This is a genomic window from Kitasatospora sp. NPDC058444 (assembly GCF_042721415.1).
Taxonomy (GTDB): Bacteria; Actinomycetota; Actinomycetes; order Streptomycetales; family Streptomycetaceae; genus Kitasatospora.
The window spans coordinates 112,699-135,539 of record NZ_JBHXLL010000015.1 but is presented as its reverse complement, the minus strand read 5'-3'; the positions used below and the strand labels follow the sequence as shown (position 1 = coordinate 135,539).

The 22,841-nt window shown below is 74.2% G+C and carries 21 protein-coding genes and 1 riboswitch; of the genes, 8 read left to right on the top strand and 13 right to left on the bottom strand.

Annotated elements, in window-relative coordinates:
• The first annotated feature begins 292 nt into the window (after window positions 1–292).
• A complete protein-coding gene (locus tag ACFWP2_RS18175) occupies window positions 293–2,371 on the top strand; it encodes an AAA family ATPase (protein WP_380452447.1) in 2,079 nt (692 codons plus the stop codon).
• Window positions 2,372–2,451: 80 nt separating this feature from the next.
• Here ACFWP2_RS18175 and ACFWP2_RS18170 read toward each other — a convergent pair whose 3' ends face one another.
• From ACFWP2_RS18170 to ACFWP2_RS18125, 10 genes are all read right to left on the bottom strand, one after another.
• Window positions 2,452–3,438 (bottom strand): NAD-dependent epimerase/dehydratase family protein, encoded by a 987-nt coding sequence (locus ACFWP2_RS18170; protein WP_380452354.1) that lies wholly within the window; start codon window positions 3,436–3,438, stop codon window positions 2,452–2,454.
• A gap of 90 nt (window positions 3,439–3,528) precedes the next feature.
• Window positions 3,529–4,575 (bottom strand): hemolysin family protein, encoded by a 1,047-nt coding sequence (locus ACFWP2_RS18165; RefSeq protein WP_380452352.1) that lies wholly within the window; start codon window positions 4,573–4,575, stop codon window positions 3,529–3,531.
• A complete protein-coding gene (locus ACFWP2_RS18160; protein WP_380452350.1) occupies window positions 4,572–5,915 on the bottom strand; it encodes a hemolysin family protein in 1,344 nt (447 codons plus the stop codon). Before ACFWP2_RS18160 ends, ACFWP2_RS18165 begins: the two co-directional genes overlap by 4 nt.
• 223 nt (window positions 5,916–6,138) lie before the next feature.
• Window positions 6,139–6,579, bottom strand: coding sequence for a PH domain-containing protein (locus ACFWP2_RS18155; protein WP_380452348.1), 441 nt, complete (start codon window positions 6,577–6,579; stop codon window positions 6,139–6,141).
• A 147-nt stretch (window positions 6,580–6,726) separates the two neighbouring features.
• Window positions 6,727–7,575: an ATP phosphoribosyltransferase gene (gene hisG / locus ACFWP2_RS18150; RefSeq protein WP_380452346.1), complete on the bottom strand. Its 849-nt coding sequence runs from the start codon at window positions 7,573–7,575 to the stop codon at window positions 6,727–6,729.
• A 56-nt stretch (window positions 7,576–7,631) separates the two neighbouring features.
• Window positions 7,632–7,904 (bottom strand): phosphoribosyl-ATP diphosphatase, encoded by a 273-nt coding sequence (locus ACFWP2_RS18145; protein ID WP_280685086.1) that lies wholly within the window; start codon window positions 7,902–7,904, stop codon window positions 7,632–7,634.
• 101 nt (window positions 7,905–8,005) lie between these two features.
• Window positions 8,006–8,479 carry a 6,7-dimethyl-8-ribityllumazine synthase gene (ribH, locus tag ACFWP2_RS18140; RefSeq protein ID WP_380452343.1) on the bottom strand — a complete coding sequence of 158 codons (474 nt, stop codon included), beginning with the start codon at window positions 8,477–8,479 and terminating at the stop codon, window positions 8,006–8,008.
• Between the two features lie 39 nt (window positions 8,480–8,518).
• On the bottom strand, window positions 8,519–9,808 hold the full coding sequence (locus tag ACFWP2_RS18135) for a bifunctional 3,4-dihydroxy-2-butanone-4-phosphate synthase/GTP cyclohydrolase II (protein ID WP_380452444.1): 1,290 nt from the start codon (window positions 9,806–9,808) through the stop codon (window positions 8,519–8,521).
• 5 nt (window positions 9,809–9,813) lie between these two features.
• A complete protein-coding gene (locus tag ACFWP2_RS18130) occupies window positions 9,814–10,401 on the bottom strand; it encodes a nicotinamide riboside transporter PnuC (protein ID WP_380452442.1) in 588 nt (195 codons plus the stop codon).
• Window positions 10,402–10,457: 56 nt separating this feature from the next.
• The gene (locus ACFWP2_RS18125; protein ID WP_380452341.1) at window positions 10,458–11,186 is read right to left on the bottom strand and encodes a riboflavin synthase; all 729 of its coding nucleotides are present in this window, start codon (window positions 11,184–11,186) and stop codon (window positions 10,458–10,460) included.
• 224 nt (window positions 11,187–11,410) lie between these two features.
• A riboswitch (FMN riboswitch) is annotated at window positions 11,411–11,538 on the bottom strand.
• A gap of 319 nt (window positions 11,539–11,857) precedes the next feature.
• Between ACFWP2_RS18125 and ACFWP2_RS18120 the strand changes: the two genes are divergently transcribed.
• Complete coding sequence (locus ACFWP2_RS18120; RefSeq protein ID WP_380452339.1) at window positions 11,858–12,106, top strand: SCO4226 family nickel-binding protein; 249 nt, start codon at window positions 11,858–11,860, stop codon at window positions 12,104–12,106.
• Window positions 12,107–12,163: 57 nt separating this feature from the next.
• On the opposite strand, the gene ACFWP2_RS18115 is transcribed toward ACFWP2_RS18120, so the two are convergent.
• Window positions 12,164–12,478 carry an antibiotic biosynthesis monooxygenase family protein gene (locus ACFWP2_RS18115; RefSeq protein ID WP_380452337.1) on the bottom strand — a complete coding sequence of 105 codons (315 nt, stop codon included), beginning with the start codon at window positions 12,476–12,478 and terminating at the stop codon, window positions 12,164–12,166.
• Window positions 12,479–12,640: 162 nt separating this feature from the next.
• Here ACFWP2_RS18115 and ACFWP2_RS18110 point away from each other — a divergent pair, with 162 nt between their 5' ends.
• Window positions 12,641–13,336 (top strand): MSMEG_1061 family FMN-dependent PPOX-type flavoprotein, encoded by a 696-nt coding sequence (locus ACFWP2_RS18110; RefSeq protein WP_380452334.1) that lies wholly within the window; start codon window positions 12,641–12,643, stop codon window positions 13,334–13,336.
• A gap of 130 nt (window positions 13,337–13,466) precedes the next feature.
• Here ACFWP2_RS18110 and ACFWP2_RS18105 read toward each other — a convergent pair whose 3' ends face one another.
• Entirely contained in the window at window positions 13,467–13,655 is a 189-nt protein-coding gene (locus ACFWP2_RS18105; protein WP_380452332.1) for a YegP family protein, read from the bottom strand.
• A 183-nt stretch (window positions 13,656–13,838) separates the two neighbouring features.
• On the opposite strand from ACFWP2_RS18105, the gene ACFWP2_RS18100 reads away from it, so the two are divergent.
• The 5 genes from ACFWP2_RS18100 to ACFWP2_RS18080 all read left to right on the top strand — a co-directional run bounded on the left by ACFWP2_RS18100 (window position 13,839) and on the right by ACFWP2_RS18080 (window position 21,676).
• On the top strand, window positions 13,839–14,252 hold the full coding sequence (locus ACFWP2_RS18100; protein WP_380452330.1) for an HIT family protein: 414 nt from the start codon (window positions 13,839–13,841) through the stop codon (window positions 14,250–14,252).
• Window positions 14,253–14,374: 122 nt separating this feature from the next.
• Window positions 14,375–15,451 carry a serine hydrolase domain-containing protein gene (locus ACFWP2_RS18095; protein WP_380452327.1) on the top strand — a complete coding sequence of 359 codons (1,077 nt, stop codon included), beginning with the start codon at window positions 14,375–14,377 and terminating at the stop codon, window positions 15,449–15,451.
• A 194-nt stretch (window positions 15,452–15,645) separates the two neighbouring features.
• Window positions 15,646–16,464 carry a hypothetical protein gene (locus ACFWP2_RS18090; protein WP_380452325.1) on the top strand — a complete coding sequence of 273 codons (819 nt, stop codon included), beginning with the start codon at window positions 15,646–15,648 and terminating at the stop codon, window positions 16,462–16,464.
• Between the two features lie 131 nt (window positions 16,465–16,595).
• The gene (locus ACFWP2_RS18085) at window positions 16,596–17,786 is read left to right on the top strand and encodes an alpha/beta hydrolase family protein (protein ID WP_380452323.1); all 1,191 of its coding nucleotides are present in this window, start codon (window positions 16,596–16,598) and stop codon (window positions 17,784–17,786) included.
• 206 nt (window positions 17,787–17,992) lie between these two features.
• Window positions 17,993–21,676 (top strand): SpoIIE family protein phosphatase, encoded by a 3,684-nt coding sequence (locus ACFWP2_RS18080; protein ID WP_380452320.1) that lies wholly within the window; start codon window positions 17,993–17,995, stop codon window positions 21,674–21,676.
• A 31-nt stretch (window positions 21,677–21,707) separates the two neighbouring features.
• Here ACFWP2_RS18080 and ACFWP2_RS18075 read toward each other — a convergent pair whose 3' ends face one another.
• The gene (locus tag ACFWP2_RS18075; RefSeq protein WP_380452318.1) at window positions 21,708–22,658 is read right to left on the bottom strand and encodes a pseudouridine synthase; all 951 of its coding nucleotides are present in this window, start codon (window positions 22,656–22,658) and stop codon (window positions 21,708–21,710) included.
• Between the last annotated feature and the right edge of the window lie 183 nt (window positions 22,659–22,841).

Here is a 22,841-nt window from a genome sequence, read left to right as displayed (position 1 = left end):
CCGAAAGTCGCTCCCCGGCGGCCCGTTTCCCCGCCCGGCCGCTCAACGGCCGCTCGCGCGATCGCATTTGACCCTGTGCGGCACCCTTCCGGATCAGCGCCACGCCGGTACGATTCCTGGCAGGCGCATATGCGCCGCAGGGGGTCGACGACCACCGGCCGGGCTGGGCGCAGGCGACTCGCCGGCCGAGCCCCGGGCCGCACCGCGGGGGGCGTGAGTGACGACGGTGGACAGTTCCGACAGCACGGCGGGCGGGCCGGACCGGTTCGCCGACCGCGCCTGGCTGCGCGCCATGGACGCCTACACGGCCGGTGCGTACACCCGGGCCGAGGAGGAGTTCCGGGCCGCCGTCCGGCTGGACCCGGGCATGGCCGACGCCTGGCTCGGACTGCACGCGCTGCGCAGCGACACCTCGGCCGCGCTGCTGGCCATGTACCGCCACCAGAAACGCTTCGGCGAACAGCGGCGGCTCCACCGACGGCCCCTCAGTTCCTGGTACTGGCTGGGCTGGTGGGTGCAACCGGTGCTGGAGGACGCCCGCGACCTCGCGCTGGCGCACGCCTCGCACTGGCTCGACGGCCGCCACCTGGCCGAGCTGGACCGGGCGCTGGAACAGTGCCCCGCGCCCGGCGAGGACCCCTGCGCCCGCTTCCTGTACGCCTGCCGCTCCTACCTGCTCAAGGACTGGGAACAGCTGATCCGGGACACCGACCGCCTGCTGGACGACCCGCTGCTGGGCATCGAGGCCGGGCTGTTCGCCGGCATGGCGCGGGTGCGCCTGGACATGTGCGCCCAGGCGCAGGCCCCGCTGGCCGCCTCGCTGGCCCGCTGCCGCTCCGAGCAGCCCCAGCGCAAGGAGCTGCGGTACTGGCTGGCCCGGGCGTACGAGGGGGCCGGACGCAGCGCCGCGGCGTTGCCGCTCTACCGGGCGGTGCACCGGGCGGACCCGGCGTTCATGGACACCGCGGCCCGGCTGGCGGCCATCGCGGCCGACGACGCGCTCGCGGACGGGCTCACGGGCGGACTCGCGGACGGACTCGCGGACGGACTGCCGGCGGGCGGGCGCCCGGGTGCGGCCGACACCGCCGCACCGGGCGGTCCCGGCGTCGACACCGGGTACCCGGACGAGGCCGGGTTCGCCGGACTGCCCGGGTACGACGAGGAGTTCGGGGACGCGGGCGGGCCGAGCGGGCTGACCGTCTCGGGCGACGGGGTGTCGAGCGGCCTCCTGTCCGGCGCCGTCCCGTCGGGCGGCGGGCCCTCGCTGGACGCCGGGCTGCCGGATGCCGGGCTGCCGGACGCCGGACCGCCGGCCGGCCCCCCGGCGGACGGGGCCCTGACCGGCGGCGCCCTGCTGGACGGCGGCCAGGCCGACGGCGCACCGCAGGCCGCCGGGGCGCGCTCCGGCCCGGGCGCGCCGCCCGCGCCCGCCGTGCCGCCGCTGCCCGCCACCGGCCGGGTGCAGCCCCGGACCGCCGCCGCGCCCGAGCCCCGGTCCGGCGGCTCCGGTGACGACGAACGGGAGTTGGACGCGGCCCTGACCGAACTCTCGCTGATGGTCGGCCTGGAGCCGGTCAAACGCCAAGTACGGGCGCTGTCAGCTCAGTTGAGAATGTCGCGACTGCGGGCCGAGCAGGGCCTGCCCGTCCAGCCGCCGAAACGCCACTTCGTCTTCTCCGGCCCGTCGGGCACCGGGAAGACCACCGTGGCCCGCATCCTCGGCCGGGTCTTCCACGCCCTCGGCCTGCTCTCCGGCGACCACCTGGTGGAGGCCCAACGCGCCGACCTGGTGGGCGAGTTCCTCGGCCAGACCGCCGTGAAGGCGAACGAGCTGATCGACTCCGCACTGGACGGCGTGCTCTTCATCGACGAGGCGTACAGCCTCTCCAACTCCGGCTACACCAAGGGCGACGCGTACGGCGACGAGGCGCTCCAGGTGCTGCTCAAGCGCGCCGAGGACAACCGCGACCGGCTGGTGGTGATCCTGGCCGGCTACCCCGAGGGCATGAACCGGCTGCTCGCCACCAACCCCGGCCTCAACTCCCGCTTCACCACCCGGGTCGACTTCCCCAGCTACCGCCCCGGCGAGCTGACCGCGATCGGCGCCGCACTGGCCGGCCGGGACGGCGACGGCTGGGACGAGGACGCCGCCGAGGAGCTGGCCAGCATCTGCACCCACGTGGTCCGCGAGGGCTGGATCGACGAGCTGGGCAACGGCCGGTTCATCCGCACCCTGTACGAGAAGTCCTGCGCTTACCGGGACCTGCGGCTGTCGCTGCTGCGCGAGCCGCCGGGCCGGGAGGACCTGGCCACCCTGCGGCTGCCGGACCTGGTCCAGGCGTACGGGGAGCTGATCGACGGCCGGGGCTAGCCAGGGCGTGTCCGACGATTCGCGAGCCCGACCGGAAATCGTCGGACACGCCCCACGGCCACGACCGGCTCCCCCGGGGCTCAGCTCCGCAGTGCCTCGGCCTCGCGCTCGGGGTCGAGCCCCACGTTCGGCCGGTCCGCGCGCTGCGGGGCCTCGCCGCCGATCGCCCGCAGCCAGGCCCAGGTGTCCGCCACGGTCTCCTCGACCGGGCGGCAGCGCAGCCCGTCGGCCACCGCGCGGGCGACCGAGGCGGTGTGCAGGTAGTCGTACAGCTCGCCGGGCGCCGCCCAGACCGGCAGCTCGGTCCACGACGCGATGCCGGCCGCGGCGATCCGCTCCGGGTCCGTCCAGCGGAGCTCGGCGTCCGAACCGGTGGCCCGCACGCAGGCCTCCAGGAGGCTCCCGGTGGTGGCGTGGCCGGTCGGGCCGACCACGTTGTACGCCCCGGACAGGCGCGCGGCGGTGGCGTTCAGGGTCCAGCTCGCGAGGTCGCGGACGTCGATGAACTGCAGCGGGGTGTCGCGCGGGCCGGGAGCGAGCACCGGGCCGCCCCGGGCGATCCGGTTCAACCACCAGGGCAGCCGGCCGATGTCCTCGTGCGGGCCGAGGATCAGCCCGGAGCGGACGAGCAGCGCGCTGCCGCCGAACTCGGCCTCCAGGGCCAGCTCGGCGCCGCGCTTGTTCTCGGCGTAGCCGACCTCGCCGGCCTCGTCCGGGTCGCCCGCGACGACCTCGGCGGACTCGTCGGCGCCGGGCGCCTTCGGCCACGCGTACACCGAAGCACTGGAGATGTACGCGTAGTGGCCGACCCGGCCGTCGAGCAGCCGGGCGCTGTCGCGCACCGCGGCCGGGGCCCAGGACCAGGTGTCCACCACCGAGTCCCACTCCCCCGTCGCCAGTGCGGCGAGGCCGCCCTCGGCGATGCGGTCGCCCTTCAGCACCTCGACGCCCTCGGGCGCGGGCTGCGTGCCGCGGTTGAGGGCCGTCACCTCCCAGCCCCTGGCCAGTGCCTCCTCGGCGACGACCCGTCCGACGAACTTCGTTCCACCCAGCAGCAGAAGTCTCATGCCGACCACCCTGCTCCAGGGTGGCCGGCATGGGAACGGTCGCATGCTCTCAGCAGAATCGCCGGGAGCGGACCCGGGCCGTCAGGACGGTCAGGCCGTGGCGCGGTGGTCCGGGTCGTGCACCTCGCCCACCAGCTCCTCCAGCACGTCCTCCAGCATGACCACGCCGAGCGTGCGCCCGTCCTGGTCGAGCACGGCGGCCAGGTGGCAGGCGGCCCGGCGCATCGCACCGAGGGCGTCGTCCAGCGGGAGGCTGCCGCGCAGCACCGTGATCGGCCGCCACAGGCGGGCCGGGACGGGCGCCGAGGGGTCGTCCACGTCGAGGATGTCCTTGAGGTGGAGGTAGCCGAGGTAGCCGTGGCCGGCCGGGTCGCCGTCGGTGACCGGGAAGCGGGAGAAGCCGGTGCGCAGCGCCAGCTCCTCGACCTCGGCGGCGGTCGCCTTGGGGTCCACGGTGACCAGCTGCTCGGGCTTGAGCAGCACCTCGGTGACCGGGCGGCGGCCCAGCTCCAGGGCGTCCTCCAGGCGCTCCTGGCGGCTCTCGTCGAGCAGGCCGGCGTCCCGGGAGTCCGCCAGCAGGTACATCAGCTGCTCGGTGGTGAAGACCGACTCGACCTCGTCCTTGGCGTCCACCCGGAACAGCTTCAGCACGCCGTTGGCGAAGGCGTTCAGCACCCGGATCACCGGGGCGAGCCAGCGGGCCAGCCGGTCCAGCGGCGGGCCGAGCCAGAGCGCGGCCCGCTCGGGGCCGGCCATGGCCATGTTCTTGGGCACCATCTCGCCGATCACCATGTGCAGGAACACCACGACGGCGAGCGAGATGCCGTACGACAGCGGGTGCATCAGGCCGGACGGGACGCCGATCGCGTGGAACGGGCCCTCCAGCAGGGCGGCGATGGTCGGCTCGGCGAGGGCACCGAGGCCCAGCGAGCAGACGGTGATGCCGAGCTGGGCGGCGGCCAGCATCGCGGAGACGTTGGACAGCGCGTGCAGCACGGTGCGGGCGCGCTTGTGCCCGGCCTCGGCGAGCGGCTCGATCTGGCTGCGGCGCACCGACACCACGGCGAACTCGGCACCCACGAAGAAGGCGTTGCCGAGCAGGAGCAGCAGCGCGACGGCCAGTTGCAGGGCGGTCATCGGCCCTCCTCCCGGTCCTCGTCGAACTGCGCGGGCGCGGTGGTGCGTTCCACCCGGACCCCGGTGGTGCGGTGGCGGTCGACACCGGTGACGGTGAAGCGCCAACCGGGCAGCTCGGCCTGCTCGCCCACCTCGGGGAGCTTGCCGAGCAGGTCGGAGACCAGGCCGGCCAGGGTCTCGTACGGGCCGTCCGGGGCGTTCAGGCCGATCCGCTCCAGCTGGTCGATCCGGGCGCGGCCGTCGGCCTCCCAGACCGGCAGGCCGTTGACCGGCGGCAGCGGGAGCAGCTCGGGGTGGTCGTCCGGGTCGTGCTCGTCCTGCACCTCGCCGACGATCTCCTCCACGATGTCCTCGACGGTGACGACGCCGGCGGTGCCGCCGTACTCGTCGACCACGATGGCCATCGGCTGGAGGCGGCGCAGCTGGTCGAGCAGCCGCTCGGCGGGCAGCGTCTCGGGCACCAGCAGCGGCGGCGAGGCCAGCTCGGCGACCCGCACCAGGCCGCGCCGGGCGGCCGGGACGGCGAGGGCGTCCTTGAGGGTGACGGTGCCGGTGACCTCGTCCAGGCTGTCGGTGTAGACCGGGAAGCGGGACAGGCCGGTGGCCCTGGTCAGGTTGATGACGTCGGAGGCGGTGGCGTCGCGCTGGAGCGCGGCCACCTCGACGCGCGGGGTCATCACGGACTCCGCGGTCAGCTCGCGCAGGCCCAGGGTCCGGACGAACAGCGTCGCCGACTCCTCGTCTATCGCGCCGGCCTTGGCCGAGTGGCGGGCCAGCGAGACCAGCTCGTCCGGGGTCCGGGCGTGCCCCAGCTCCTCCTGCGGCTCGATGCCGAAGGCCCGGACGGTCCGGTCGGCGGTGCCGTTCAGGAAGCTGATCAGCGGGCGGCAGGCGAAGGAGAAGGCCATGTGCGGGGCGGCGACCGCGCGGGCCACCTGGAGCGGGCGGGAGATCGCCCAGTTCTTCGGCACCAGCTCGCCGATCACCATCTGGACGACGGTGGCCAGCACCATGCCGACGATCACGGAGACGCCGCGGGCGGCGGAGTCGGGCACGCCGATGGCGGACATCACGGGCGCGAGCAGGGTGGACAGCGCCGGCTCGGCGAGCATGCCGACCACCAGCGAGGTGACGGTGATGCCGAGCTGGGCGCCGGAGAGTTCGAAGGAGAGGTGCCGCAGGGCCCTGGCGACGCGGCGGGACTTGGCGTCGCCCGTTCCGGCGGAACGCTCGACCTCCCCGCGCTCGACGGTCACGAAGGCGAACTCGGCGGCCACGAACAGGCCGTTGGCGAGGATCAGGAGAACGGCTGCGAGCAACAGCAGCCAGGCGGTGATCACAGTGCCGCCTGCCTTCCGGAGATCGGAAGCGAGGCGGCGCAGGTACTACCGGACGGATCGTCCATCGAGGGGGAGTGTCACTCCTCAGGTCGGGTACGGGCACTCGATTTCGGGCAGGGCGGAGTTTGCCCTGCTTTTACCAGCGTAGACCATACCCGGATGGCGGAAGGAAGCCTGTTCGACCCGCCGGGGCGGGGAACCCCAGGTGGGAGGGGGTCCGGGTTCAGATCTGGGCGTGGTGCTCGACCAGGTCGCGCAGCGCGCGGGCGTTCGCGATGGCCTGGTCCTTGCCGACCCCGGACTGGATGCCGACCGCGGCGAGCGAGGTGCCGTCGGCGAGGTCGAGGGTGGCCCACGGGTCGCCCTGGCGGAAGTTGACCCGGACGATCTCGGCCCAGGCGAGCCGGCGGCGGCGGACGAAGTTGACCACCGTCACGCCCTCCGCGTCGGCGCTCACCCGGGGGCGGGCCAGCATCAGGCCGACGCCGGCGAACAGGACGCCGCTGGCGATCATCATGATCCGGTCGTTGAGCTGCCAGTTCTCCGGGAGCAGCACGGCCATCGCGGAGAACAGCGCCACCAGCAGCACGCAGACCGGCAGCAGCACGGCGCGGGTGCGGCGCGGCGCCCAGGTGACGGGGAACTGGACGGGCGGCGTGGACACGTGGGGTCTCCGGGGTGGTTCTGGTTGCGGCAGCACGAGGGGCGGGGACGCGGTCGGCGTCCCCGCCCCATTGAACCGTTCTTTACCCGCGGACCGGCGGGCAGGTCACCCGGACGCGCGGGTCGCGGGCGGTGACGGACCCGCCGGTCAGAGGCGGCAGGCGTGGATGTTGGTGACCAGGATGGCCCGGGCGCCGATGCCCCACAGGTCGTCCATGATCTGCTGGGCCTCCTTGCGGAGCACCATCGAACGCACCGCGACCCAGCCCTCGGTGTGCAGCGGCGAGACGGTCGGCGACTCCAGGCCCGGGGTCAGCGCGACGGCCGCGCCGACCTTCTCGGCGCGGATGTCGTAGTCCATCAGCACGTAGCGGCGGGCCACCAGCACGCCCTGGAGGCGGCGCAGGAACTGCTCCACCCGCGCGTCCTCGCCCGCGCCCTTGGGCCGGATCACCACGGAGTCCGAGATCAGGATCGGCTCGCCGAACACCTCCAGGCCGGCGTTGCGCAGGCTGGTGCCGGTCTCCACCACGTCGGCGATCACGTCGGCGACGCCCAGCTGCACCGCGGTCTCGACCGCGCCGTCCAGCTTGGTGACCGTCGCCTTCACACCGTGGTCGGCCAGGTGCTGCTCGACCAGGCCGGTGTAGGAGGTGGCGATCCGCAGGCCCTCCAGGCCCTTGACGTCCTCGACGTCCACGCCCTCGGGGCGGGCGAAGCGGAAGGTCGACCCGGCGAAGCCGAGGGCGAGCACCTCCTCCGCGTTGGAGTGCGAGTCCAGCAGCAGGTCGCGGCCGGTGATGCCGACGTCGAGGCGGCCGGAGCCGACGTAGACGGCGATGTCCCGGGGGCGGAGGAAGAAGAACTCCACCTCGTTGTTCGGGTCGACGAGGACGAGCTCCTTGGGGTCCTTCCGCTGGCGGTAGCCGGCCTCATGGAGCATCTCCGCCGCGGGACCCGAGAGAGAACCCTTGTTGGGGACGGCGATGCGCAGCATGGGAGGTTGCTTCCTTACCTGTTGGGAGGATGGGTGTGCTCTGGGGAGCGGCGTTTCTAGAGGTACTTGTAGACGTCGTCGAGCGTCAGTCCGCGGGCGATCATCATCACCTGGACGTGGTAGAGGAGCTGCGAGACCTCCTCCGCCGTCTGCTCGTCCGACTGGAACTCGGCGGCCATCCAGACCTCGGCGGCCTCCTCGACGACCTTCTTGCCGATCGCATGGACGCCCTGCTGGACGAGCTGCGCGGTGCGGGAGGACGAGGGGTCGCCGGTGGCGGCCTTCTGCTGGAGCTCGGCGAAGAGCTCCTCGAATGTCTTCGAAGCCATGATGGGCCCACCATACGGCGTGCGGGCGGACGGACGGTAAACGGTCCCGGAGCGTGGACAGTCCGGTGGACGTCCGCGCTCCGGGACCGGCCGGGTCGTCCTCAGAGCGCCGCGCGCAGGACCGTGGCGGTGGCGACGGCGGCGGTGACCGCCTCGTGGCCCTTGTCCTCGGCGGAGCCGGGCAGGCCCGCGCGGTCGATCGCCTGCTCCTCGTTGTCGCAGGTCAGCACGCCGAAGCCGACCGGAACGCCGGTGTCGACGCTGACCTGGGTGAGGCCGGAGGTGGCCGCCTGGCAGACGTAGTCGAAGTGCGGGGTTCCGCCGCGGATCACCACGCCGAGCGCCACCACGGCGTCGTAGCCGCGCTCGGCGAGGCGCTTGGCGGCGACCGGGAGCTCGAAGGTGCCGGGCACCCGCAGCACGGTCGGCTCGGCGACGCCCAGCTCCTTGAGCGCGCGGTGGGCGCCGTCCAGCAGGCCGTTCATCACCTGGTCGTGCCACTGGGCGGCGACGACGGCGACCTTGAGGTCGGCGGCGCCGTCGATGGTCAGCTCGGGGGCTCCGTGGCCGCTCATGTGTGTTCTTCCGTTCTCTGGTGTCGGACGTGGGTCGGTTCAGGAGCCGAGGCCGGGCAGGTCGTGGCCCATCCGGTCGCGCTTGGTGCGCAGGTAGCGCAGGTTGTGCTCGCCGGGCGCGATCTCGACCGCTTCGCGCCCCTTGACCTTGAGCCCGTGCTCGGTGAGCGCGGTCAGCTTCTGCGGGTTGTTGGTGAGCAGGGTCAGCGAGCGGACGCCGAGGTCCACCAGCATCTGGGCCGCGATGCTGTAGTCCCGGGCGTCGGCGGGCAGGCCGAGGTCCAGGTTGGCGTCGACGGTGTCCCGCCCCCGCTCCTGCAACTCGTACGCGCGCAGCTTGTGGGCCAGGCCGATCCCCCGCCCCTCGTGGCCGCGCAGGTACAGCACCACGCCGCGCCCGGCCTCGGCGACCCGCTCCAGCGAGGCCTCCAGCTGCGGGCCGCAGTCGCAGCGCAGCGAGCCGAAGACGTCACCGGTCAGGCACTCGGAGTGGACCCGCACCAGGACGTCCTCGGCGTCCGGCAGCCGGCCCTCCGCGTCCAGGCCGCCCGCCACCAGCGCGAGGTGCTCGACGCCGTCGATGGTGCCCCGGTAGCCGACGGCGGTGAACTCCCCGTGCGCGGTGGGCAGGGCGGTCACGGCGGCCCGGTCCACGTGCAGCTCGGTACGGCGGCGGTAGGCGATCAGGTCCTCGATGGAGATGATCGCGAGGCCGTGCTCGCGGGCGAAGGCGACCAGCTCGGGCAGCCGGGCCATGGTGCCGTCGTCGTTGACCACCTCGGCGATCGCGCCGGCCGGCGGCAGTCCGGCGAGCCGGGCGAGGTCGACGGCGGCCTCGGTGTGGCCGGGGCGGACCAGCACGCCGCCCTCGACGGCACGCAGCGGGAAGACGTGGCCGGGACGGGTGAGGTCCCCGGGTTCGGTGCCCGGCGAGGCGAGCAGCCGTACGGTGCGGGCGCGGTCGGCGGCGGAGATGCCGGTGTCGACCCCCTCGCGGGCGTCCACCGAGACGGTGTACGCGGTGCCCTTGCGGTCCTCGTTGACCTGGGTCATCGGGGGGAGCTTGAGACGGTCCAGCTCCTCGCCGGTCATCGGGGCACAGATCACGCCGGAGCTGTAGCGGATGGTGAAGGCCATCAGCTCCGGAGTCGCGGCGGACGCGGCGAAGACGATGTCGCCCTCGTTCTCACGGTCCTCGTCGTCGACCACGACCACGGCGCGGCCGAGCGTGATGTCGGCGATCGCCCGCTCGACCGGGTCGAGGACGAGTTCGGGCTCGGGCGTGGGCTCGGACCCGGTGGCGCCGGTGCTGGACTGGTTCTCGGTCATCTCGGTCATACCGTGGCTCCCTGCGGGACGGTGGCGGACTTGGCGCGCGGCTCACGGGTGCTCAGCCACCAGGAACGCAGGCCGAGCAGCACCAGGACGAAGTAGACGGAGTAGGTCAGGCCGGAGAAGGTGTAACCGCTGTTGAAGGCGAACGGCACGCCGACCACGTCGACCGCGATCCAGGCGAACCAGAACTCCACCCAGCCGCGGGCCTGGGCGACCATCGCGGCCAGCGTGCCGACGAAGATGTAGGCGTCCGACCAGGGGCTCCAGGACAGGCTGGGGAAGGACGTGAAGAGCAGGGCGAGCGCGACGGTGGCGGCCGCGGTGCCCGCCGCCAGCACGATCCGCTCGGGCCAACTCGCGAACCGTACGGCGATCGTGCCGCCGTCGCGGCGGCCCCGCCGCCACTGCGCCCAGCCCCAGGAGGCGGTGGCGATCACGATCAGCTGCTTGCCGATCAGGCCGGGGACGTGGCCGCCGAGGTAAGCCGTGATCAGCACCGCGCCGGACAGCAGCTGGACCGGCCAGCTCCAGACCGAGCGGCGCCAGCCGAGCGCGAGCCCGCCGAAGCCGAGGATGTTGCCGAACATGTCGGCCCACTTGACGTGTTCGCCGAGGACGGTGAACGCCTCGCCGCTGAGCCAGCTCACTTGGACTCCCCCGGGGTGCCGTCGACCGGAAGGGCGGACGGGTCGGACAGGTTGGACGGGTCGGACAGGTCGGTCAGGTTCGGGAGGTTCGGGAGGGCGCGGGACTCCAGGAGGCGCTCGACGTACTTCGCCAGCACGTCCACCTCCAGGTTGACGCTCTCCCCGACCGCCTTGGCACCGAGCGTGGTCAGCGCGAGGGTGGCCGGGATGAGGCTGACGGTGAAGCTGTCCTTCGCGGCCTCCACCACGGTGAGGCTGACGCCGTCGACCGTGATCGAGCCCTTCTCCACCAGGTAGCGGGAGATGGTGTCGGGCAGCGAGAACCGCAGCACCTCCCAGCGCAGGTTGCCCGCCGCGTCGCGCTCGCCGGGCTCGCGGCTCAACAGCCGCCCGGTGGCGTCGACATGGCCCTGGACGAGGTGACCGCCCAGCCGGGCGCCGAGCGCCATGGCGCGCTCCAGATTGACCCGGGAGCCGGGCGCCAGTTCGCCGAGGCTGGAGCGGTGCAGCGTCTCGGCCATCACGTCGGCGCTGAACTCACCGGTGCCGGCGGCCAGTTCCGCCGGGCTGTCGACGACGGTCAGGCACACGCCGTTGACCGCGATGGAGTCTCCGTGCCGGGCACCCGTACAGACCACCGGGCCGCGCAGGCGGATCCGCGAGGAGTCGCCGATCTCCTGGATCGACACGACCTCGCCGAGCTCTTCGATGATGCCGGTGAACACCCGGGTTCTCCTCGCGCTTGGGGCGCGGACTCCGGGGCGGCAGGGGAGATGACACGGACGGGCACCGGTGTACGGACCACGGGACACACCCGTCGCCGGGGATGCCGAGGCCGCCGGGAGATCACTCGCCCGACACGGGAGACAGTGCTCCCGTCGTTCACCTGACCGGGGCCCGGAAGACGGCTCTGCGCCACTGGACCCACGGGTACTGCTCTTCGTCCGCCCGCGCACGCCTCCCATCCGGACTTTAACCGTCGGTCCAGGAATTTCACCTGGTCAACCGGCCGCTGGCTGCGGACGGGTCGCGGACTGTAACCGCCGGTTCGGATTTTCACCGACCCCGGAGTGCGCTGAACGTCACTGCTTGATGCCGTCATTGTGCCACGGTCGGCGCAACGGCAGGGAGACCCCGCGGCTGTGGTCTGTTTCACGGGCGGGCGGGGAATGCGCGGCGGGGTGCCGACCGCCGGGCGCGGGCTCCGGTCGGCCGGCGCGTGCTCCGGTCCGCGGGCGTGGGCGAACGGCCCGGTCGGGACGGACGGACCGGTCCGGTCCGGTCCGGTCGGACGCGGGCGCGGGCGGCGCGGTCTGGTGGCGGAGGCGGACCGCGGGGGTGAGGCTGGAAGACGGGGCCCTGCCGATGACACACCGAGGCTACGGAGGCGAGGGCGATGTCGAAGTTCATGGACGTCCACCACGGGATGGCCGGGATCACGGCCGAGCAGCTCAGGCAGGCCCACGCGGCCGACCTGGCGGTCCAGGGCGAGGAGGGCGTCCAGTTCGAGCAGGCCTGGGCGGACCCGGAGTCGGGCACGGTGTACTGCCTCTCCGACGCGCCGTCCAAGGAGGCCGTGCAGCGGGTCCACAGCCGCACCGGGCACCCGGCGGACGAGATCCACCCGGTGCCGCTGTCGGTGTGAGGCTCCGGCCGCCGTCGATGCGGGGCCGGGTGGCCGCTGTCGCCGCGGGCCCGTGGCTCAGAGCGCGGCCGGTGTGGTGATCTGCAGGAAGTGGCTGACCTCCGGCGGGTGGGCGAGGTAGCTCAGCTCCCCCTCCGACCAGACCGGCCGGATCCGCCACATCGGCCCCGCGTACCCGCGCAGCGCCTCCTCGTCGCGCCAGCGGCTCACCACCAGCACCCGGTGCCCCTCCTCGGACACCGGGCGCAGCAGTTCGCCGCCGAGGCACCCGTCGGTCCGCCCGAGCTGCGGGATCACCTGGGCGGCCAGGTGCGCGCAGAACTCCTCGAGGCGACCGGCCAGGACCTGCCCGGTCCAGATTCTGACGATCACGACCACCACCTCCCGGGGGCCTGGCGGGCCTTGTCCCAGTGCTCCCTGGCCCCCATTATGAGCGCGAAACCGCTGGTGGGGAGGGGTGGCGGCGGAATTTCACGGCGGGCTGCGGGGCTGCGGGGGCGGGGGGCGCCGAGCGGCCTCGGCTACATTCCCGGTATGACGACCACACCGGAATCTGTCGTTTCGTCAACCACCGCGCCGGAGCCGCCGGGCAGTCTGTTCGACGCCCTGCGCGCGGGCGCGCTCAGCGATCCCGCCCGACTGCGGGAGATCTACGAGCAGCCGAGCGACCAGGCCCGCCGCAAGGTGGTGGACCACCTGCACGAGGTCGCCCAGCGCCTGATCGCCTGCTCCCCGCTGGTGTTCGTGGCCAGCACGGACGCCGCCGGACGCTGCGACGTCTCCCCGCGCGGCGGGCCGGCCGGGCTGGTCTCGGTGCTCGACGCGTACACCCTGGCCATTCCGGACGCCACCGGCAACAAGCGCCTGGACACCCTGCACAACATCCTGGAGACCGGCCGGGTCGGACTGCTCTTCGTCGTCCCGGGCCGGGACACCACGCTGCGGGTCAACGGGCGGGCCTGCGTCTCGACCGACCCGGAGCTGCTGCGGCAGCTGACCGCCGTCGGCAAGCCGCCGCGCAGCGCGATCGTGGTCGCCGTCGAGGAGGTGTACGGGCACTGCCCGAAGGCCTTCCTGCGCTCCTCGGCGTGGAAGCCGGAGAACTGGCTCGCGAAGGACGCGCAGCCGAGCTCGGCGGAGGTCACCCTCGCGCACCTGCGGGACGAGTCGCTGACCGTGGAGATGATCGAGCAGACCGAGCGGGAGGCCCTGCTGTACCGGTACGAGTGAGGCCGGGGGCCGGCCCGCGGAGCCCCGCGCGCTGCGGGGCACCGCCCGGCGGCCGGTCCGGGTGGACCGGTCGCCAGGCGGTGGTCGCCGGGCGGTGGCCGCCGGGCGGCGTGTGCGGGCGGCTCGGTGCTCAGGCCGCCTTGGGAAGGTCCTCCACGGACGCGCCGTCGGCGGCCCGCTGGACCGCCTCGACGCCCTTGTGGGCGGCGTCCTTGCTGGCGTAGCCCTGGCCGGTGGCGACGATCTCGCCGTTGCCCGCCTTGAGCCGGAACCGGTACTTGCCACCGGCGTCCTGATAGACCTCGAACTTGCCCGCCATCCGGGCCACCTCCTCGCGGGGCCTCCTCGCCGAGCGCTCGATGCGCCCGCCGTCCTGCCCCCGGCGCCACCGTGCGCCCCGGACGGGGCCGGCCGCACCCGGGCGGGAGCCGGACGGGTGAAGCCGGATCCCCCGGGGTTTGCCGGCGCGCCGGGAGCGCCGGCCGGTGGTTTGAATGGACGGATGGACTGCGTCTTCTGTGCGGTGGTGGCGGGCGAGGAGCCGGCGCACCTGGTGCTGGACGACGAGACGGCGGTGGCCTTCCTGGACCGCCGACCGCTGTTCCCCGGGCACGTGCTGGTCGTGCCGCGCGCCCACCACCCGACCCTGGCCGACCTGCCGGCCGCCGAGGTGGGGCCGTTCTTCCTTCGGGTGCAGCGGGTGGCGACGGCCGTCGAGCGCGGGCTGGGCGCGGCGGGCAGCTTCGTGGCGGCGAACAACCGGATCAGCCAGTCGGTGCCGCACCTGCACGTCCACGTGGTGCCGCGCAATCCGAAGGACGGGCTGCGCGGGTTCTTCTGGCCGCGGCGGCGGTATCCGGACGAGGCGGGGGCGGCGGAGGTCGCGGACCGGCTCAGGGCGGCACTGGAGTACTGAGCGCGGCGGTTGACGTACCCCTGCGGGAGCGGCGCGGCGTACCTCCACGGGAGCATCGGCGGGGGCCGAAATCGTTTTCCGGGCGGACGATCCGGCCGGTGGGGACACCTAGGCTCGCGACCATGAACGAACTCGCCTGCCTCGTGCAAGAGACGGCCGACCGGCTCGCGGGCCGCCACACCGGTGCGGTGGTCGCCGGGCTGGCCGGCGGCGACGTGGAGATCCGCGGCGCCGGGCGGACCGGTCCGGGCGGTGGGGTGCCCGGACCGCGCACGCTGTTCGAGATAGGTTCCGTCACCAAGGTGTTCACCTCGCTCGTGCTCGCGCGGCTGGCCCTGGACGGTGCGGTCCGGCTGGACGAGCCGCTCGCCGAGCTGCTCACCGGGCCGGTCGCCGGGCCCGCGCGCGGTCGTGGCGCCGTCCCGGCCAGGGGCCCGGAGCCGATCACCCTGCGGCACCTCGCCACCCACACCTCGGGGCTCCCCCGGCTGCCCCGGGGCATGGCGGTACGGTCGCTGCTGTCGCCCAACACGACCGATCCGTACGCCGATTGCACCGCCGAGCGGGTGCTCGACGGGCTCGCGCGGACGCGGCTGCGGTCCGCGCCCGGGCGGGGATTCCGCTACTCCAACCTCGGTGCGGGCCTGCTCGGCCTGGCCCTCGCGCAGCGGTCCGGCGTCGGGTACGAGGAGTTGGTGGCGCGCGAGGTCTGTGCGCCGCTGGGCCTGGCGGACACCTGTGTCCGGCCGGACGAGGAACGGTCCGCGCGGCTGGCGCAGGGGCACACGCCGGGCGGCCGGCCGGTGCCGGCCTGGAACTTCGCGGCCCTGCCCGGCATGGGCGGGCTCCGGTCGACCGCCGCCGATCTGGTGGTGTTCCTGCGGGCCCAGCTGGCCGCCGAACGCGAGCCGGACGCGCCGCTGTCGCCGGCGATCGCCCTCACCCGGGAGACCCGCCACCGGGTCAACCCGTTCGCCTGGACGCACCTGGGCTGGCTCGGGCACCGGCTGCACACCCAGCAGGGCGGGCACCTCCAGATCTGGCACAACGGCGGCACCGGCGGGTTCCGTTCGTTCGTGGCCTTCGACCCGGAGAAGCGGGTGGGCGCGGTGGTGCTGGTCAACACCCGCCGGTCGGCCGATCCGGCGGGCACGGCGCTGCTGCGCAGGCTGCAGAACGGGTTCGCGACGACGGGGTGAGGGGCCCTCCTCCGTGCTCTCCGGTTCGCCCACCCCGGTGGTGGGAGGCCTCGGCCGGGGCGCGATGATGGCGGGGTCGTTTCAGGCCAAAAGGTGCCGATTGGCACTGTCGCCGGAGGCGACGAGCGGTTGATGCTGGGGATCCGGCAGTCGCGGTTCCGATGGGGAGAACCGCCGAGTGAGAGGGGGCCGACATGGCGGTGACGTGGTCGCCGACGCGTGTGCGGTCGGCCGGGTCGGCCGGCTCTGTCGATTCGACCGGCTCTGCCCGCCCGGCCGGTGCGCCCGGTGCCGCCGGGCGGCTCGGCCCGGTGGTGCGGGTGCACCGGCGGTACCGGCCGCTGTCCTGGTCGGCGCGGGTGTGGCTGCACTCCTGCGGGGTGGTCGTCTCGGTGGCGGTCTGCGTGGCACTGCGCGGGTGGTGGCCCTCGCCCGTGCTGGCCGCCGCCGCGGTGGTGGTGGTCAGCGGGTACGAGCGGCTGCGCCCGACGCCCGGGCTGCGGTCCGTACGGGTCCACGAGGGCGGCCTGGTGCTGGTCTCGGCCGACGGCGGGGAGCGGGCGCTGCCCTGGTGCGCCGTGGAGGCCACCGAGTACTCCCCCGGCGGGGCGCGCGGGGTGCCCGAGCACGGGCGAATATGGCCGGCGGGCGCGGACGAGCCACTGGTGCTGGCGCAGCTGCGCGGCCTGGGCGAGCTGTTCCGGGAGCTGGAGGAGCGCCTCTCCCCCGGGCTCCGGGCCGCGCTGCACGAGACGCTGCGCACCGAGGGGAGCGTGCGCTTCGTCCGGGGGCGGCTGACGGTGACGGCCGGCGGGCTGGTGCACCGGCCGCCGCACCCGCTCGCCGCGGCGGAGGCCCACCGCTGGACGGAGGTGCGCTCGGTCCGGGCGTCCGGCCTCGGCGAGTTGGAGATCCGGACCCACTCGGCCGGTCTGCCGCTCGTCCTCCCGGTGCCCAACGCCCGTGCGGCCGCGGACTTCCTGGAGGACCTGCGGACGGCTGCCGCCGGTTGACGGCCGTCGGGCGGGCCCTCGCGCGTCCTCCCGAGGCCGACCCCTAAGGGGCGTCACGGGCCCGTCCCGGAAGGGATCAGTACGCCGCTGAGCGGACGTCAGTTCCCTTTCCCACGCCTACCGTCGCTGGTATGAGCCGACTCCGTACGACCGCCGCCGCGGCGGCCCTGCTGCTCGCACTGCCGCTGTCCGTCGCCGCCGCCGCGCCCGCCCTGGCCGCGCCGCCCGTCAACTCCGGCGCCGGTCCCGCCGACCCGGCCACCCGGGCCACCGCCCGGATCGAACTCCCCCGTCCGACCGGGCCGTACGCGGTCGGACAGGAGGTCCTGCACCTGGTGGACCAGGACCGTCCGGACCCGTGGGTGCCCTCCTCCGGTCCGCGTCAGCTGATGGTCTCGATGTACTACCCCGCGCACGCCGGGACGGGCACCCCCGCCCCGTACATGACGCCCGCCGCCGCCCGGGCGCTGCTGGACGGAAAGGTGCCGGGCAACACCATCCCGACCGAGGCGGTCTCCGGCGCCCGGACGTGGGCGGAGTCCGGGGCGCGTCCGCAGGGCGGCCACTATCCGCTGGTGGTGCTGTCGCCCGGCTTCACCATGCCGCGCGCCACGCTCAGCGGCCTCGCCGAGGACCTGACCAGCCGCGGCTACGTCGTCGCGGTGATCGACCACACCTACGAGAACACCGGAACCACCTTCCCCGACGGGCGGACGCTCCCCTGCGCGGCGTGCGGCGCGGTCGACGGCGACGCGGGCGCGGCACGCCTGGAGGCGGGCCGGGCGAAGGACGTCTCCTTCGTCATCGACCGGCTGACCGACCGCCCGCACCCGGCCTGGCGCTACGCCCGGCTGATCGACCGCGACCGGATCGGCATGGCCGGGCACTCCGCCGGTGGCGCCTCCACCGTCCCGGCCCTGCTCACCGACGACCGGATCCGCGCCGGGGTGAACATGGACGGCACCATGCACTACCTGGTGCCCGAGTCCGGCCTCAAGGGCAAACCGTTCATGATGATCGGCCACCCGCTGTCCGAGGGCGGTGAGGACTCGTCCTGGGTCACGAGCTGGGCCCGGCTGGACGGCTGGAAGCGCCAGCTGACCGTCGACGGCTCCGACCACGGCAGCTTCACCGACCTCCCGGTCTTCATCGACGGGCTCGGCCTCCCCAAGGGCCCGTACACCACCATCGGAAGCCGGCGCGCCGTCGAGCTCACCCGGCAGTACGTCGGGGCCTTCTTCGACCTCCAGCTGAAGGGCGTCCCGCAGCCCCTGCTCGACGGGCCGAGCGCCGCCAACCCGGAGGTGCGGTTCACACCCTGACCGCGGTCCCCGGCCTGGGGCCGCCGACGCTCCTCAGCCGGCAGCCCCACCCGACCCGGCCACCCGACCCGGCCACCCGGGCAGTGACCGGGGCGGCCGCCCGGGGGCGGCCGCCGCCACGGTGAGCGGCCGCCCGGGAGCGCGTGCGAAGATGGCAGGGCTGGTGGGAACGATCTCCGGACGGTTTCTGGGACGGTTCTCTGGCCATGGTGGACGACTACGCGCGGCGCGCGGGGCAGCCTCGGCAGGACGCCCTGCTGATGGTGCCGATCGCCACGGCGCTGATCGACGCCGACGGACGCATCCTGCACTGGAGCGGTGACGCGGAGGCGTTGCTCGGACACCCCGCGCGGGAGGCCGTGGGGGCGAAGGCGGCGACGCTGCTGACCTCCGACGAGCACCGGCCCGAAGTGCTCCAGCTGTTCCGGCAGATCCTGGCGGGCCGGTCGTGGTCCGGGGTGTTCCCGGTCCGGCACCGGGACGGGCACCTGGTGGACCTGGAGTTCCGCACCCATCCGATCCTCGGCCCCGGCGGCGCCCCGATGGTGCTGGCGGTCGCCTCCGAGGTGACCACGCTGCACCGGCTCCAGGCCGATCTGGCCCTCCTGGACGGGTTCTTCACCCAGTCCCCGGTGGGCATGGCGGTGTTCGACACCGACCTGCGCTTCGTCCGGCTGAACGGGGCGCTGGCGGACGCGAACGGCCTGGGCGTCGAGGAGCCGCTGGGCCGACGGCTCTCCGAGGTGCTGCCCGGGATCAACGGCCCCGAGTCCGAGGAGGTGATGCGCCGGGTGCTGGAGAGCGGCGAGCCGGTGGTGGACGACCTCGCGCACGGCCGCACCCCGGGCGACCCGAACCACGACCACGCCTGGTCGACCTCCTACTTCCGGCTGCGGGACCGCGGCGGCCGGGTGCTCGGGGTGTGCGCCACGGTCATCGACATCACCGAGCGGTTCCACGCCGACGCCCGGGCGGCCCGCGCCCAGGAGCGGCTGTCCCTGCTGGTCGACGCGACCGCCTCGATCGGCACCACGCTGGACCTGCGGCGGACCGCCCGGGAGCTGGTCGACACGATGGTGCCCAGGGTCGCCGACATCAGCGCGGTGTTCGGGCTGGAGGAGCTGGTGGCCGGCCGGAACGTCGAGCCGCCCCCGCCCGACGCCCCGCTGCTGGTGCGCCGCCTGGCGATCGCCTCCGACGACGCGCAGTACCCGGCCGAGGCGCTGCCGGTGGACGCCGTGTACGAGCTGCCGCCGGATTCCCCGTACGCCCGGGCACTGACCGGCGGGCGCACGGTGGTGGTGCCGTCCTGGGAGCTGCCGGCGCTGAGCGAGCGCCTCAACGAGAGCCGCCGCCAGGACTTCTTCGGCGACCGCCCGCGCTCGGTGCGGATCACCCCGCTGGTGGCGCGCGGCACGACGCTCGGCATGGTGGTGTACTCCCGGCGCGGCGCCCGGGAGTCCTTCGCGGCGGCCGACATCACGCTCGGCGACGAGCTGGCCTCGCGCGCGGCCGTCGCGCTGGACAACGCCCGGCTGTACCTGCGCCAGCACCAGACCGCGCTGGCCCGGCAGCAGGCACTGCGCGAGGCCAGGGCCGCGCAGGAGCGCCTGGCGCTGGTCAACGCGGCCTCCGCCCGGATCGGCACCACGCTCGATCTCGCCCAGACCGCCCAGGAGCTGGCCGAGGTGGCCACGCCGAGGCTGGCCGACACGGTGGTGGTGGAGGTGCTGGAGGATCTGGTCCGCGGCGAGCGCGAGGCGACCGCCCCGGTGGACGGTTCGGCGCTGCTGCGCCGGATGGCCTTCCACTCGGTGCGCGGCTCGACCCTGGCTCCGATCGACCGCGCCGGCAACCTGCACCGCTTCCTGCCCGGTTCGCCGTACGCGTGGTGCCTGGCGCACCGCGAGCCGGTGCTGGTGCGGCGGATGGACGAGAAGGGCATGGCCTGGTTCGCCGACGACCCGGTGCGCCAGGCCGCCGTCCGGGAGCAGAACGTGCGGTCGTTCATGGTGGTCCCGCTGATCGCGCGCGGCACCCCGATCGGCGTGGCGGGCTTCTACCGCACCCTCATCGAGCGCCCGTACGAGGACGACGACGTGGCGCTGGCCGGGGAGTTGGCCGTGCGGGCGGCCGTCTCGATCGACAACGCGCTGCTGTTCACCCGGGAGCGCGACGCGGCCGCCGCCCGGCAGCAGGCGCTGGACGAGGCGTGGGCCGCCCAGCAGCGGCTGTCACTGCTGAACGACGCCAGCAACCGGATCGGCACCACGCTCGATCTGCACCGCACCGCACGGGAGTTGGTGGAGGTGGTGATCCCGCGCTTCGCCGACTTCGTCACCGTGGACCTGCGCGAGGCGGTGCTCAGCGGAGAGGAGCCCGGGGCCGTCCCGGCGGAGGGCCCGATACTGATGCGGGCGGTCGCGGTCGGCGACGTCGGCCCGGACGGCACCATGCAGGGGGCGGCCGACGAGGTGGGCGAGACCTCGCAGTCGGCCGAGCTGTACGCGCAGAGCCTGCGCACCCGGCGTTCGATCCTGGTCGCCGAGGTGACCGAGGAGGAACTGCGCCGGATCGTCGCCTCGCCCGACCGGGTGCAGCCGAGCCTGGACTCCGGGGTGCACTCGTACCTGATGGTGCCGCTGGTGGCGCGCGGACACGTGCTGGGCGGCGCGGAGTTCGTCCGCACCCGCAACCCGGTGCCGTTCGGTTCGGCGGACCGCTCGCTGGCCGAGGAGCTGGCCGCCCGCACCGCGCTGGCGATCGACAACGGCCGGCTCTACCGCCGCGAGCGGGACACCGCGCTCACCCTCCAGCGCAGTCTGCTGCCGCAGGAGGTGCACCGCACCCTCGGGCTGGACCTCGCCTACCGCTACCTGCCGAGCAGTGTGGTCAGCGAGGTCGGCGGCGACTGGTTCGACGTGGTGCCGCTGTCCTCCGGGCGGGTCGCGCTGATCGTCGGCGACGTGATGGGCCACGGCATCCGGGCCGCCGCCACCATGGGCCAACTCCGCACGGCCGCACGGACGTTGATCACCCTGGACCTGGACCCGGCGCGGGTGCTGTACCGGCTGGACGAGGCCGCCGCGACGGTCGGCGAGGGCCAGTTCGCCACCTGCGTCTGCGTGGTGTACGACCCGGTGGACCGCCGCTGCACCGCGGCCAGCGCCGGGCACCTGCCGCCCGTGGTCGCCGACACCGAGGGGCGGGCGCACCTGGTCGAGCTGCCCTCCGGCACTCCGCTCGGGGTGGGCGGAGTCCCCTTCGAGAGCGCCGAGTTCACCCTCCCCGAGGAGGGCATCCTCACGCTCTACACGGACGGCCTGGTCGAGCGCCGGGGCCAGGACCTGGACGAGGGGCTGGAGTTGCTCTGCCGGACCGTCGCCGACCGGCGCGGCTCGCTGGAGCAGACCTGCGAGGCCGTCCTGAGCCGGCTCACCGAGACCACCGGCGAGGACGACATCGCCGTCATCATGGCGCAGGTCCGCCCGCGGGGCGCGGACCGGATCGCCATCCTCCCGCTCACCGGAGACCGCGCCATGGTCGCCCACTCCCGCCGCTTCACCCGCGAGACGCTGGCCGACTGGGGGCTCGACGCGCTCGCCGACTGGGCCGAGCTGCTCACCAGCGAGCTGATCACCAACGCCCTGGTGCACGCCGGATCGCCCACCCAGCTACGGCTGTACTGCAACCGGGTGCTCACCGTCGAGGTCGCCGACCTTGAGCCCGAGGTGCCGCGGATCCGCCGCGCCCGCGGCGAGGACGAGGGCGGCCGGGGCATCCACCTGGTCAACGAGCTCGCACACCGCTGGGGCAGCCGCCGGACCGGGGACGGCAAGGTGGTCTGGTTCGAGCTGGAGCTGCCTCCGGGGATCGCCCCGCCCGCGTGAACGCCGTCCGGACCCCGGCCCGCCCGCGCCGTCACACCGCGCCTTCGGCCCAGCCTTCGGGGTCCGTCCAGGCGGCCAGGGTGCGGCGGGTCTCGAAGCGGCGCTCGCGGCCGGTCAGCGGATCGGTGAACTCGACGGTCGAGGCGAGCAGCTGCAGCGGGCCGCGGAAGTCGTCCGGGGCCGGCTCGGGCAGCACCACCGGATAGACCGGGTCGCCGAGGATCGGCAGGCCGAGGCCGCACATGTGCAGCCGCAGCTGGTGGGTGCGCCCGCTCAGCGGCCGCAGCCGGTAGCGGGCGAGGCCGTCGCGGCGCTCCAGCAGGTCGATCCGGCTCTCGCTGTTCGGCGGGGCGTCGAGCTCCCGCGCGGCGATCACCCCGCGCTCCTTGACGATGTGGCTGCGCACGGTCCGCGGCAGGCTCAGCTCCGGGTCGTACCCGGCGATCGCCTGGTACTCCTTGCGCACCAGGCGGTCCCGGAACAGCGTCTGGTAGGCGCCGCGGTCCTCCGGGCGGACGACGAACATGGCCAGGCCCGCGGTGAGCCGGTCCAGGCGGTGGGCGGGGCTGAGCGCGGGCAGGTCGAGGCTGTGCCGCAGCCGGGACAGCGCCGTCTCGGCCACGTGCCGGCCGCGCGGCGTGGTGGCCAGGAAGTGCGGCTTGTCGACGACCACCAGGTGCTCGTCGCGGTGCAGCACGACCAGCTCGAACGGGACGCGCACCTCCTCGGGCAGGTCCCGGTGGAACCAGAGGTGGGCACCGGGACGGAACGGCTCCGCCGGGGCGATCGGGCCGTGCTCGCCGACGATCTCGCCGTCCCGCAGGGCCGCGTCGATCCGCTCGGCGGGGACGGCGGGCAGCCGGTCCACCAGGTGGTCGCGCACCGTCGGCCAGGGGCCTTCGAGCGGCAGCCGGAGGTGCACCGGGTCGACGCCGCGGCGCTGCGGGAGGGGGGAGGCCGGGTGGCGGTTCTTGCGTCTCATCTCCCGGCCCAGCGTAGTGCGCGCCGGCGCGCGGCCCGCCGCCGAGGTGCTGACCCGGGTCCGGGCGGGGAGAGTGGACCGGAGGCCCTCGTTCCGCCGGGGGCCTCCGACCGTCTGCCCGGACGGTCGGCGGGCGGGCCGGCCACCGGCCGACCGACCGGACCGCCCCGAAACCGGCCCGCC

What these genes read in the sequence shown, in the direction of transcription:
- ACFWP2_RS18175 (WP_380452447.1), top strand. Translation starts at nt 293, where the DNA reads ATGGACGCCTACACGGCCGGTGCGTACACCCGGGCCGAGGAGGAGTTC.
- ACFWP2_RS18170 (WP_380452354.1), bottom strand. Translation starts at nt 3,438, where the DNA reads ATGAGACTTCTGCTGCTGGGTGGAACGAAGTTCGTCGGACGGGTCGTC.
- ACFWP2_RS18165 (WP_380452352.1), bottom strand. Translation starts at nt 4,575, where the DNA reads ATGACCGCCCTGCAACTGGCCGTCGCGCTGCTGCTCCTGCTCGGCAAC.
- hisG (WP_380452346.1), bottom strand. Translation starts at nt 7,575, where the DNA reads ATGCTGCGCATCGCCGTCCCCAACAAGGGTTCTCTCTCGGGTCCCGCG.
- ACFWP2_RS18145 (WP_280685086.1), bottom strand. Translation starts at nt 7,904, where the DNA reads ATGGCTTCGAAGACATTCGAGGAGCTCTTCGCCGAGCTCCAGCAGAAG.
- ribH (WP_380452343.1), bottom strand. Translation starts at nt 8,479, where the DNA reads ATGAGCGGCCACGGAGCCCCCGAGCTGACCATCGACGGCGCCGCCGAC.
- ACFWP2_RS18135 (WP_380452444.1), bottom strand. Translation starts at nt 9,808, where the DNA reads ATGACCGAGAACCAGTCCAGCACCGGCGCCACCGGGTCCGAGCCCACG.
- ACFWP2_RS18130 (WP_380452442.1), bottom strand. Translation starts at nt 10,401, where the DNA reads ATGTTCGGCAACATCCTCGGCTTCGGCGGGCTCGCGCTCGGCTGGCGC.
- ACFWP2_RS18120 (WP_380452339.1), top strand. Translation starts at nt 11,858, where the DNA reads ATGTCGAAGTTCATGGACGTCCACCACGGGATGGCCGGGATCACGGCC.
- ACFWP2_RS18110 (WP_380452334.1), top strand. Translation starts at nt 12,641, where the DNA reads ATGACGACCACACCGGAATCTGTCGTTTCGTCAACCACCGCGCCGGAG.
- ACFWP2_RS18105 (WP_380452332.1), bottom strand. Translation starts at nt 13,655, where the DNA reads ATGGCGGGCAAGTTCGAGGTCTATCAGGACGCCGGTGGCAAGTACCGG.
- ACFWP2_RS18100 (WP_380452330.1), top strand. Translation starts at nt 13,839, where the DNA reads ATGGACTGCGTCTTCTGTGCGGTGGTGGCGGGCGAGGAGCCGGCGCAC.
- ACFWP2_RS18095 (WP_380452327.1), top strand. Translation starts at nt 14,375, where the DNA reads ATGAACGAACTCGCCTGCCTCGTGCAAGAGACGGCCGACCGGCTCGCG.
- ACFWP2_RS18090 (WP_380452325.1), top strand. Translation starts at nt 15,646, where the DNA reads ATGGCGGTGACGTGGTCGCCGACGCGTGTGCGGTCGGCCGGGTCGGCC.
- ACFWP2_RS18085 (WP_380452323.1), top strand. Translation starts at nt 16,596, where the DNA reads ATGAGCCGACTCCGTACGACCGCCGCCGCGGCGGCCCTGCTGCTCGCA.
- ACFWP2_RS18080 (WP_380452320.1), top strand. Translation starts at nt 17,993, where the DNA reads ATGGTGGACGACTACGCGCGGCGCGCGGGGCAGCCTCGGCAGGACGCC.
- ACFWP2_RS18075 (WP_380452318.1), bottom strand. Translation starts at nt 22,658, where the DNA reads ATGAGACGCAAGAACCGCCACCCGGCCTCCCCCCTCCCGCAGCGCCGC.